Raw genomic sequence first — 9,819 nt, forward strand, 5'->3', positions numbered from 1 at the left:
TCAGAAAAGGTTTCCTGTTTTTTTGCACCAAAAACCGCGCTGATTTTCCAGCTTTGTCGAAAAGTTTTATCAAAAAGTTTTTCAAAACTTTGCCATATTTGCATTTCTCTGCGTAGTAAGGAGTAAAGGGGGAGTTTCGCCGTTTTCTTAGAGCAAGATTCTACCGAGGTGCCAAAATTCGCTTTTCGCTCATTTTGCCCCTGCGGGAATCTTGTTGGGGAGTGCCTTCCCCAAACCCTGCTTATGCGGCTTGCGCCGCTTAAAAATCCCTCAAAATATTTTTTCGGATTTTTTCAAAAACAGTTCCGTTTTACCCCCTGTTTTTCTCCTATTAGTGAGAGAACACCACGCACAGAAAGGAGGTCTGCCGACCATGAAAAGATACAACACACCGCACCGCAGCCGGGTAGTCAAGACACGCATGACCGAGGAAGAATACGCCGAGTTTGCGGAAAGGCTTTCTGCTTACCACATGAGCCAAGCCGAGTTTATCCGGCAAGCCATAACCGGGGCAGCCATACGCCCCATCATAACCGTTTCCCCCGTCAATGACGAGCTGCTTGCCGCTGTCGGGAAGCTGACCGCCGAATACGGCAGGATCGGCGGCAACTTAAACCAGATAGCCCGGACGCTGAATGAGTGGCACAGCCCCTACCCGCAGCTTGCCGGGGAGGTACGGGCGGCGATTTCCGACCTTGCTGCCCTAAAGTTTGAAGTCTTGCAGAAAGTGGGTGACGCTGTTGGCAACATTCAAACATATCAGCTCTAAAAATGCCGACTATGGCGCAGCGGAAGCCTACCTCACATTTGAGCATGACGAGTTTACCATGAAGCCCACCCTTGATGAAAACGGGCGGCTGATACCGAGGGAGGATTACCGCATTTCTTCCCTCAACTGCGGGGGCGAGGATTTCGCCGTTGCCTGTATGCGAGCCAATCTCCGCTATGAGAAAAACCAAAAACGGGAAGATGTGAAAAGCCACCACTATATCATCAGTTTTGACCCACGGGACGGGACAGACAACGGCTTGACCGTAGACCGGGCGCAGGAGCTGGGCGAGCAGTTCTGCAAAGAGCATTTCCCCGGACACCAAGCCCTTGTATGCACCCACCCGGACGGGCATAACCACAGCGGCAATATCCATGTGCATATCGTCATCAACTCCCTGCGGATTTACGAAGTCCCGCTTCTGCCCTACATGGACAGACCAGCCGACACACGGGCGGGCTGCAAGCACCGCTGCACCAACGCCGCTATGGAATATTTCAAGAGTGAAGTCATGGAGATGTGCCACCGGGAGGGGCTTTACCAAATCGACCTCTTGAACGGCAGCAAGGAACGGATAACGGAACGGGAATACTGGGCGGCAAAGAAAGGGCAGCTTGCCCTTGATAAAGAGAACGCTGTCAGAGAAGCCGCAGGACAGCCGACCAAGCCCACCAAGTTTGAAACGGACAAGGCGAAGCTGCGCCGGACGATACGGCAGGCACTTTCCCAAGCTGGCAGCTTTGACGAGTTTTCTTCCCTTTTGCTGCGGGAGGGCGTAACTGTCAAGGAGAGCCGGGGGCGGCTTTCCTACCTCACGCCGGACAGGACAAAGCCTATCACAGCCCGGAAGCTGGGGGACGATTTTGACAAGGCTGCTGTCCTTGCCCTGCTCACGCAGAACGCCCACAGAGCCGCCGAACAGACCAAAGCCATACCCGAATACCCCCACACCCAAAAGGGACGCTTGCGGGAGGAAAAAGCCGCAAAAACCACCCCGGCAGACAACACCTTGCAGCGCATGGTTGACCGGGAAGCCAAGCGAGCCGAGGGCAAGGGCGTGGGCTATGACCGCTGGGCGGCAAAGCACAACCTAAAGCAAATGGCAGCTACTGTTACCGCCTATCAACAGTACGGCTTTTCTTCCCCGGAGGAACTGGACGAAGCCTGTTCTGCCGCTTATGCCGCCATGCAGGAAAGCCTTACAGAGCTGAAGCAGGTGGAAAAGACGCTGAACGGGAAAAAGGAGCTGCAACGGCAGGTGCTTGCCTATTCCAAGACCCGCCCTGTCCGGGACGGGCTGAAACAGCAGAAAAACGCCAAAGCAAAAGCAGCCTACCGACAGAAGCACGAAAGCGACTTTATCATAGCAGACGCAGCCGCCCGTTATTTCAAGGAGAACGGCATTTCCAAGCTGCCGAGCTATAAAGCCCTGCAAGCAGAGATTGAAGCCCTTATCAAAGAGAAAAACAGCGGCTACAACGATTACCGGGCAAAACGGGAGGAATACCGCCGCTTACAGACTGTCAAGGGCAATATCGACCAGATTTTACGCCGGGAGCGCAAGCCTGTGAAAAGGCAGGAACAGGAACGATAAAAACCACCCCAAAATGTACCCGAACCCATACAGAACAAGGGGGCTGCCCCGTACTCTACCCGCAATACCAAAGGATTTTTTAACGGGCTTACAGGGCAGAAAAACCCCGAAAATGATACCGAGATGATACAGAATTACCGTCGATACCGCCACACCAGCGGAAACGGCAGAAAGGAGCGCACCCATGCCAAGAATGAGCAAGAAACGGCGGCTGGAATGGTCTTTTTTCCTGCGGCAAGTAAAAGTCGGGAATACCACCTGCGACCGTATCACATACAACGACCTCTGCCGGGGCTGTACCCATAGCTGTAAGCAGAGCTTCCGGGCGGTTATCATACTTTGCCCCCGCTACTACTCCAAACGCCGGAAAAAGGAGGACAGGGACAATGGCAGATAACCGCAAGTATTACTACCTCAAGCTGAAAGAGAATTTTTTTGACAGCGACTCCATTGTGCTGCTGGAAGATATGAAAGACGGGATTTTATATTCCAATATCCTCTTGAAGCTGTACTTAAAATCTCTGAAAAACGGCGGGAAGTTGCAGCTTGACGAGCATATCCCCTACACAGCGCAGATGATAGCGACACTGACCCGCCACCAGATAGGGACGGTTGAAAGGGCTTTAGAGATTTTCCGGCAGTTGGGGCTTGTGGAGCAGCTTGACAGCGGGGCTTTTTATATGACCGATATTGAGCTGATGATAGGACAGTCCTCTACCGAAGCCGAGAGAAAACGGGCTGCAAGGCTGGAAAACAAGGCACTTTTACCGCCCCGGACAAAAGGCGGACATTTGTCCGACATTCGTCCACCAGAGATAGAGATAGAGTTAGAGAAAGAGATAGAAAAAGAGAGAGAGGGAGAAACGGGACACCCCGCCCCCGCCGCTTATGGCAGATACAACAATGTGATACTGACCGATACAGAGCTTTCCGGGCTGAAAACAGAGCTGCCCGACAAGTGGGAGTATTATATTGACCGGCTTTCCTGCCATATCGCTTCCACCGGGAAGCAGTACCAGAGCCATGCAGCCACCATTTACAAGTGGGCGCAGGAGGACGCTGCCAAAGGCAAGGCTGCCCCGAAACAGGGCATACCCGATTATTCATGTAAGGAGGGCGAGAGCTTATGAAAAACGAGATTGAAGCTATGATTACGGATATTACAACCACTACCGCCGAAGCGGAGGACTACACAGGCGAGGACGGGCTTTTATACTGCGGCAAGTGCCATACGCCCAAAGAAGCCTACTTTTCAAAAGAAACCGCCCAATGGTTAGGGCATGACCGACACCCAACAGACTGCGACTGCCAGCGGGCAGCCCGTGAAAAGCAGCAAGCCGCCGAAAGCCGACAGAAGCACCTTGAAACAGTGGAGGACTTGAAACGCCGGGGCTTTGCCGACCCCGCTATGCGGAACTGGACATTTGAGCATGACAACGGCAGAAACCCACAGACCGAAACCGCCCGCTTTTATGTGGAGAGCTGGGAAACCATGCAGGCTGAAAATATCGGCTACCTGTTTTGGGGAGGCGTGGGGACAGGAAAAAGCTACCTTGCCGCCTGTATCGCCAACGCCCTTATGGAAAAAGAGGTTGCCGTTCGCATGACAAACTTTGCAACGATACTCAATGACCTTGCTGCCAGCTTTGAGGGCAGGAACGAATATATTTCCCGCCTTTGCAGCTACCCCCTGCTGATACTTGATGATTTCGGTATGGAGCGAGGGACAGAATACGGGCTGGAACAGGTTTACAGCGTGATTGACAGCCGTTACCGAAGCGGCAAGCCGCTGATCGCCACGACCAACCTCACGCTGGAGGAATTGCAGCACCCGCAGGACACACCCCACGCCCGTATCTATGACAGGCTGACTTCCATGTGCGCCCCTGTCCGCTTCACGGGCAGCAACTTCCGAAAGGAAACCGCACAGGAAAAGCTGGAACGCTTAAAGCAGCTGATGAAGCAGCGAAAGGAGAGCCTATGACAGAAACGAAACAGACAAGCACCACCAAAACAGACCGCCGCCCGGACTGTGTAACGGAAATCCGCATGGGCAACTCCGTCCTTACCGTTTCCGGCTTCTTCAAGCAGGGCGCAACCGACACCGCAGCCGACAAGATGATGAAAGTGCTGGAAGCGGAAGCTGCTACACAAAAAACGGCGATTTGACCGACCATAAAGAAGCAGATTTGACGCTTTTGCCGCTATACAGACAGCCGCCCCATGTGGTACAATCAAGGTACGGAATAGTGGGGCTGGCTGTCGGAAACGGAGGATTTTATGTTAAGACAGACCAACCAACAACCAATTACCGCCCTTTACCCAAGACTTTCCCATGAGGACGAGCTGCAAGGCGAGAGCAATTCCATTTCCAATCAGAAGCGTATCCTTGAAACCTATGCAAAGCAGAACGGCTTTTCCAATCTGCGCTGGTACACGGACGACGGTTATTCTGGTGCGAACTTTCAAAGACCCGGTTTTCAAGCCATGCTTGCGGACATTGAAGCCGGAAAAGTCGGGACAGTTATCGTAAAGGATATGTCGAGGTTAGGGCGAAACTACCTGCAAGTGGGAATGTACACAGAAATGATTTTCCCACAGAAAGGTGTCCGCTTCATCGCTATCAATGACGGAGTGGACAGCGCACAGGGCGACAATGACTTTGCCCCGTTGCGGAATATATTTAACGAATGGCTGGTGAGAGATACGAGCAAGAAAATCAAAGCAGTAAAACGCTCAAAAGGTATGAGTGGCAAGCCCATCACAAGCAAGCCTGTGTATGGCTACCTCATGGACGAGGACGAAAATTTTATTATTGACGAGGAAGCTGCACCCGTAGTCAAGCAGATATACAACCTCTGCCTTGCTGGGAATGGTCCGACTAAGATAGCCCGTATGCTCACAGAGCAGCAAATCCCCACGCCGGGGACGCTGGAATACCGCAGGACGGGCAGCACCCGCCGCTACCACCCCGGCTATGAGTGCAAGTGGGCGACTAATACCGTAGTGCATATCCTTGAAAACCGGGAATACACAGGCTGTCTGGTAAATTTCAAGACAGAAAAACTTTCTTACAAAGTCAAGCACAGTGTAGAAAATCCCCTGGAAAAGCAAGTGATTTTCGAGAACCACCACGAGCCTATCATAGACACCCAAACATGGGAACGGGTGCAGGAGCTTCGCAAACAGCGCAAACGCCCCAACCGCTATGATGAAGTGGGTTTGTTCTCCGGCATACTGTTCTGTGCGGACTGCGGCAGCGTGATGTATCAGCAGCGATACCAGACGGACAAGCGCAAGCAGGACTGTTATATCTGCGGCAACTACAAGAAGCGCACCCATGACTGTACGGCGCACTTTATCCGCACCGACCTCTTGACCGCTGGTGTACTCTCCAATCTGCGGAAAGTGACAAGCTATGCGGCAAAGCATGAAGCCCGGTTTATGAAGCTCTTGATTGAGCAGAACGAGGACGGGGGCAAGCGCAGGAACGCCGCCAAGAAAAAGGAACTGGAAGCCGCCGAGAAACGCATAGCCGAGTTATCCGCTATCTTCAAGCGGCTGTATGAGGACAGCGTGACCGGGCGCATATCAGACGAGCGTTTCACAGAGCTGTCGGCAGACTATGAAGCAGAACAACGGGAGCTGAAAGAAAGAGCCGCCGCTATCCAAGCGGAGCTTTCCAAAGCACAGGAAGCCACCGTGAACGCAGAAAAGTTTATGAATGTTGTCCGGCGGCATACCAGCTTTGAAGAACTTACCCCTACTCTGCTGCGGGAGTTTGTAGAGAAAATCGTTGTGCATGAGTGCAGCTATGACGAGAACAAGACCCGCAGACAGGACATTGAGATTTATTATTCTTTTGTTGGCAAGGTGGACTTGCCCGAATAACCGCCCGACCTATCCGACACAATGCGCAAGTGCCGGATAGGAACGGCAAAATTTTTTACACTTCTTTTACTTCTTTATCTCACTTGAGCAAAGTCCCAGGGCATGAAGCAGTTCATGGCTAATTAAAGGGAACAAAAAAGAAAGGAAAAGCACAATCCAGACGGTATCAGCGACAGGCTACAAGATTAAATTGTGATTTCACAAGATTGGTGTTATAATAAGAGAAAAGTTCCTGCCGGGGCAACCGCCCCGGTGGTATGGATAGGAAGGCAGGAAAGCAATATGCACATCAGCTATAAACCACTCTGGCATACACTGTTAGAGCGTGATATGAGAAAAGAAGATTTAAGGCTTGCCGCCGGTATGACAACGAATATGATTGCCAACATGAGCAAAGAGGGAAAGCACATCAGCATGGACACATTAGCCCGTATCTGCGAAACGCTGAATTGTGAGATTACCGATGTGATTGAGTTAGTACCAGACGAGCCTGCTTCCACAGGAGGTAAGGAACATGAGCGAATTGAAACCAAGAATAACAGAAAACGGAATTGATTATATCCTTGTCGGAGATTACTACATCCCAGACTTGAAGCTGCCGGAAGAACGCCGCCCCATCGGAAAGTATGGACGGATGCACCGGGAATATTTAAGAGAAGTCCACCCAGCCAGATTGAACACATTGATACTGACCGGAGAATTGTGGACATATCTTGCAGACCTGAACGAACAGGCACAGGAACGGTTAGACACTATCATGGAGCAGATGAAAATTGCCGAGGGCGTAACCGAGGAATTAAAGTGTACCCGTCAAATGGAATGGGTGCGGCGGTGTAATAACATTCACGACCGGGCAGAAGAAATTGTTTTGCATGAGATAATTTATTCATAATAGTATGGTGTTAGGATTATGACAAATCAGAGGTTAAAAGGTGCGTTATGTTAAAAAGCATAGGGTTATATTTTAGAAAAATAGATTTTTTGAATTTTGCAGTTGGAGCTATAATGCCAATCATTGTATTGTTTATAGTTTATTCATCAGTCAAATCAAATATAATTCTTCAAGACACTGATTTTTTATCACTGTTGATGAATCATAAAGGGAAATTCATATTTTACTTTTTCGTGTCCTTTATTGAAGAAGTTATTTTTAGAGGAATTATTTTTGGGCTGTTGCTGCAAAAATGTAAAAATAAGTATTTGAGTTGCGTAATAGCTGCACTTATTTTTACACTACCACATATTTTTAATACCGATAATATTTCTGTTCTGGTAATGTTTATTTTTCCTTTTCTATATGGAATATTTGCCAATGAAATGTTTTACACTACAAAGAGTATTTGGATGCCCACAGGATTTCATTGGTTATGGAATTATACAATAACAAGTTTGTTTCTTGTTACAGGAACACAAAGTTTCATATATGTACATATCATAGCAGCAATGATTATAATGATACCGTTGTTTTACATTGTTATTGGGAAAACACGCCTAAGTGGCGATTGATAGCTTACAGTTTATCGCTTTATACAATATCAACTGAATAATCCCAGCACAAACCGCTGCTACATGGAAGCCAACAAACCATGCAACAGAGGTTTTTCTTTACCGTTTTTTTCTCTGGCTGATAGGCGTTCCCATTTTCTTTGACTTTTTGAGAATCCGAATCAGCCAGCGAAATTCTTCGTCTGACAGATTTTTATAGTTGATACCGAGCTGTTTACAGTAAAGGACAACCAGCTTTTCATCCCGACTGCCCTTGAAATTTTTGACTGCTTCCAGATTTTCTTTCAGTTCATCGGCAACGGTGGTCTGGGGTGCACTCTCACTGTCCTTTTTGTGGGCTTCCCGAATATCTCGGATAATGAGGTTGAGGTCATCCAGAACCATGTGACTAAAATACTCATCATCGCTGATATGGGCGGCTTGCAGCACTTTCAAATGCGGGTCATCTTCGCCGGGGCGATACCGTTCAATGATTTCATGCCGGACGGTATCAACAAGTGCATTGAGATTTTGAATCTGCATGGTGGCAATCCCGTCCACATAAATCTCAATGTCTGCAAGAAACTTGATAAAATCTTTATGTGTGGCAAGCTCACAGAGCAGACGATTGTTAATCCGACCGCTTTTCAGGAGAGCAACCATCTCATCATTCAAATGCAGCTCCGTCAATGACGTGTTGATCTGCTCCCTGTTCTCTGTCCGGCACAGTAGATAATCAACGGAAACCCCATAGAAGGCTGCCAGCGTGATAAGGTTGCCATGATTGATTTCCTTAAAATCCTCTTTTTCATAACTTCCAAGAGCTGATTTGGAAATGCCCGTCAGCTTTGATAGTTCTTCCAGATTTAAGCCTTTGTCCTTGCGGAGTTCCCAAAGGCGTTCCTGTATGCTTGTTGCTCCTTTCATGGGCACACACTCCTTTCCGGCGGTTTCATTGCTGCCGCTTAACTGGATTATATCACACTTTCCGCAATCGTGGAAATTTCTGATTTTTACTCCTAATTCCTACTTTGTGGACATACGGCACAGGGCACAAAAATGTTCTATGATACAGGTAGTTCATCGATGGATTATTCCAATCGAATGACCAGCCTGTGTGGGATATGCTTCCCCGGCGATGTAGCGCCATGACTTTTGGCAGGGATGTGGAGGAACCCTGACCAAAACGAGCGTACCAAAGGGAGCGATACGCCGCTGTGAGATTCAGGGGAGGAACGACACCGGGGAGAACTGGCGAACTGACACCGAAATGATACCGAAACACGACAATCTGATAGGGGGATAGTCTACCCTATCGCTGATACTTCGGGAGATTTTAAGCGGCTCTATGACCGTAATTTTGCCGAAAATCGCCCCGAAACCATACACGAAAACGGAAGGAAGCGCAATATGCCGAGAATGAGCAAAAAGAGGAAGCATGAGCTTTCCTTTTACCTCAATGACCGGGGGCGTGTCACTTACAACGAATTATGCCGGAAATGCCAGCATGGGTGCAAGCAGAGCTTCCGGGCGGTTGTGATTGACTGCCCCCGTTATTTATCCAAACGAGCAAAGAAAAAGGAGAAACACACCGAATGAATTTTGAATTTATGACGATAGACACACCCTTGCCACCCTGTATGCCATTTCCCAAAGCGTTGACAGGATTTCCAGTCAGCAGCACCGCAAAGGTCATGTACTGCCGGATGCTGGACGCTATGTTATCCAAAGGGCAGGAGGACGAGAACGGAATCCTGTTTGTCTGCTTCTCTGTCACAGCCATTGCCGCAGTCCTGTCCCGCAGCCCCATGACGGTCAAGCGTTCTCTGAATGAACTGGAAACCGCCGGACTTATCATGCGGGTGCGTCAGGGCGTTGGAGAGCCAAACAGGATTTATGTGCTGATACCGGGAAAGGAGGACGCTGCCCTTGCCTGATACCTCAAAGCTGGAAAAGCTCAACCGGGAGTTGGAGAAAAGCGAAAAGAAACTGCGGAAAGCCATCAATGATGAAAAGGCATTGCAGCACCAGTTAAAGCAGCTTACCCGAAAGGAACGGACGCACCGGCTCTGTACCCGTG

14 protein-coding genes and 1 pseudogene are annotated in these 9,819 nt (G+C 49.5%); 14 read left to right on the forward strand and 1 reads right to left on the reverse strand.

Annotated elements, in window-relative coordinates; translation table 11 throughout:
- Positions 1-373 precede the first annotated feature (373 nt).
- The 11 genes and pseudogenes from DWX32_RS17685 (at position 374) to DWX32_RS17735 (ending at position 7,760) form a co-directional block, all read left to right on the forward strand.
- Positions 374-769, forward strand: coding sequence for a plasmid mobilization protein (locus tag DWX32_RS17685; protein ID WP_109215851.1), 396 nt, complete (start codon positions 374-376; stop codon positions 767-769).
- Positions 741-2,363: a relaxase/mobilization nuclease domain-containing protein gene (locus tag DWX32_RS17690; RefSeq protein ID WP_109215852.1), complete on the forward strand. Its 1,623-nt coding sequence runs from the start codon at positions 741-743 to the stop codon at positions 2,361-2,363. The genes DWX32_RS17685 and DWX32_RS17690 overlap by 29 nt, the downstream gene beginning before the upstream one ends.
- Positions 2,364-2,547: 184 nt before the next feature.
- Positions 2,548-2,760 (forward strand): hypothetical protein, encoded by a 213-nt coding sequence (locus DWX32_RS17700; protein ID WP_005927784.1) that lies wholly within the window; start codon positions 2,548-2,550, stop codon positions 2,758-2,760.
- Positions 2,750-3,493 carry a phage replisome organizer N-terminal domain-containing protein gene (locus DWX32_RS17705; RefSeq protein ID WP_109215853.1) on the forward strand — a complete coding sequence of 248 codons (744 nt, stop codon included), beginning with the start codon at positions 2,750-2,752 and terminating at the stop codon, positions 3,491-3,493. The genes DWX32_RS17700 and DWX32_RS17705 overlap by 11 nt, the downstream gene beginning before the upstream one ends.
- Complete coding sequence (locus DWX32_RS17710) at positions 3,490-4,347, forward strand: ATP-binding protein (RefSeq protein ID WP_098924872.1); 858 nt, start codon at positions 3,490-3,492, stop codon at positions 4,345-4,347. Before DWX32_RS17705 ends, DWX32_RS17710 begins: the two co-directional genes overlap by 4 nt.
- The gene (locus DWX32_RS17715; RefSeq protein WP_002569233.1) at positions 4,344-4,532 is read left to right on the forward strand and encodes a transposon-encoded TnpW family protein; all 189 of its coding nucleotides are present in this window, start codon (positions 4,344-4,346) and stop codon (positions 4,530-4,532) included. The genes DWX32_RS17710 and DWX32_RS17715 overlap by 4 nt, the downstream gene beginning before the upstream one ends.
- 111 nt (positions 4,533-4,643) lie before the next feature.
- Positions 4,644-6,254: a recombinase family protein gene (locus tag DWX32_RS17720; protein ID WP_098924870.1), complete on the forward strand. Its 1,611-nt coding sequence runs from the start codon at positions 4,644-4,646 to the stop codon at positions 6,252-6,254.
- 21 nt (positions 6,255-6,275) lie between these two features.
- Positions 6,276-6,338, forward strand: a pseudogene (locus DWX32_RS20960) (Maff2 family mobile element protein); the annotation flags it as partial.
- A gap of 198 nt (positions 6,339-6,536) precedes the next feature.
- Positions 6,537-6,809, forward strand: coding sequence for a helix-turn-helix domain-containing protein (locus DWX32_RS17725; protein ID WP_002592127.1), 273 nt, complete (start codon positions 6,537-6,539; stop codon positions 6,807-6,809).
- On the forward strand, positions 6,769-7,146 hold the full coding sequence (locus DWX32_RS17730) for a TnpV protein (protein WP_118660730.1): 378 nt from the start codon (positions 6,769-6,771) through the stop codon (positions 7,144-7,146). The genes DWX32_RS17725 and DWX32_RS17730 overlap by 41 nt, the downstream gene beginning before the upstream one ends.
- 47 nt (positions 7,147-7,193) lie before the next feature.
- Positions 7,194-7,760 carry a CPBP family intramembrane glutamic endopeptidase gene (locus DWX32_RS17735; protein ID WP_117762285.1) on the forward strand — a complete coding sequence of 189 codons (567 nt, stop codon included), beginning with the start codon at positions 7,194-7,196 and terminating at the stop codon, positions 7,758-7,760.
- Between the two features lie 99 nt (positions 7,761-7,859).
- Here the strand turns inward: DWX32_RS17735 and DWX32_RS17740 are convergent, their stop codons facing one another.
- The gene (locus DWX32_RS17740; protein WP_118660732.1) at positions 7,860-8,666 is read right to left on the reverse strand and encodes a helix-turn-helix domain-containing protein; all 807 of its coding nucleotides are present in this window, start codon (positions 8,664-8,666) and stop codon (positions 7,860-7,862) included.
- A gap of 483 nt (positions 8,667-9,149) precedes the next feature.
- Here DWX32_RS17740 and DWX32_RS17750 point away from each other — a divergent pair, with 483 nt between their 5' ends.
- The 3 genes from DWX32_RS17750 to DWX32_RS17760 all read left to right on the forward strand — a co-directional run.
- Entirely contained in the window at positions 9,150-9,338 is a 189-nt protein-coding gene (locus tag DWX32_RS17750) for a hypothetical protein (protein ID WP_005929946.1), read from the forward strand.
- Positions 9,335-9,676, forward strand: a complete 342-nt coding sequence (locus DWX32_RS17755; protein WP_118660734.1) for a DeoR family transcriptional regulator — start codon at positions 9,335-9,337, stop codon at positions 9,674-9,676. The genes DWX32_RS17750 and DWX32_RS17755 overlap by 4 nt, the downstream gene beginning before the upstream one ends.
- The coding region (locus DWX32_RS17760) for a DUF3847 domain-containing protein (protein ID WP_118660736.1) at positions 9,669-9,819 on the forward strand (151 nt) is incomplete at its 3' end. The genes DWX32_RS17755 and DWX32_RS17760, both read left to right, overlap by 8 nt.

It is taken from the genome of Blautia sp. AF19-13LB (assembly GCF_003479105.1).
In the GTDB taxonomy this organism is placed as follows: Bacteria; Bacillota; Clostridia; order Lachnospirales; family Lachnospiraceae; genus Fusicatenibacter; species Fusicatenibacter saccharivorans.

What these genes read in the sequence shown, in the direction of transcription:
- DWX32_RS17685 (WP_109215851.1), top strand. Translation starts at nt 374, where the DNA reads ATGAAAAGATACAACACACCGCACCGCAGCCGGGTAGTCAAGACACGC.
- DWX32_RS17700 (WP_005927784.1), top strand. Translation starts at nt 2,548, where the DNA reads ATGCCAAGAATGAGCAAGAAACGGCGGCTGGAATGGTCTTTTTTCCTG.
- DWX32_RS17705 (WP_109215853.1), top strand. Translation starts at nt 2,750, where the DNA reads ATGGCAGATAACCGCAAGTATTACTACCTCAAGCTGAAAGAGAATTTT.
- DWX32_RS17710 (WP_098924872.1), top strand. Translation starts at nt 3,490, where the DNA reads ATGAAAAACGAGATTGAAGCTATGATTACGGATATTACAACCACTACC.
- DWX32_RS17715 (WP_002569233.1), top strand. Translation starts at nt 4,344, where the DNA reads ATGACAGAAACGAAACAGACAAGCACCACCAAAACAGACCGCCGCCCG.
- DWX32_RS17720 (WP_098924870.1), top strand. Translation starts at nt 4,644, where the DNA reads ATGTTAAGACAGACCAACCAACAACCAATTACCGCCCTTTACCCAAGA.
- DWX32_RS17725 (WP_002592127.1), top strand. Translation starts at nt 6,537, where the DNA reads ATGCACATCAGCTATAAACCACTCTGGCATACACTGTTAGAGCGTGAT.
- DWX32_RS17730 (WP_118660730.1), top strand. Translation starts at nt 6,769, where the DNA reads ATGAGCGAATTGAAACCAAGAATAACAGAAAACGGAATTGATTATATC.
- DWX32_RS17735 (WP_117762285.1), top strand. Translation starts at nt 7,194, where the DNA reads ATGTTAAAAAGCATAGGGTTATATTTTAGAAAAATAGATTTTTTGAAT.
- DWX32_RS17740 (WP_118660732.1), bottom strand. Translation starts at nt 8,666, where the DNA reads ATGAAAGGAGCAACAAGCATACAGGAACGCCTTTGGGAACTCCGCAAG.
- DWX32_RS17750 (WP_005929946.1), top strand. Translation starts at nt 9,150, where the DNA reads ATGCCGAGAATGAGCAAAAAGAGGAAGCATGAGCTTTCCTTTTACCTC.
- DWX32_RS17755 (WP_118660734.1), top strand. Translation starts at nt 9,335, where the DNA reads ATGAATTTTGAATTTATGACGATAGACACACCCTTGCCACCCTGTATG.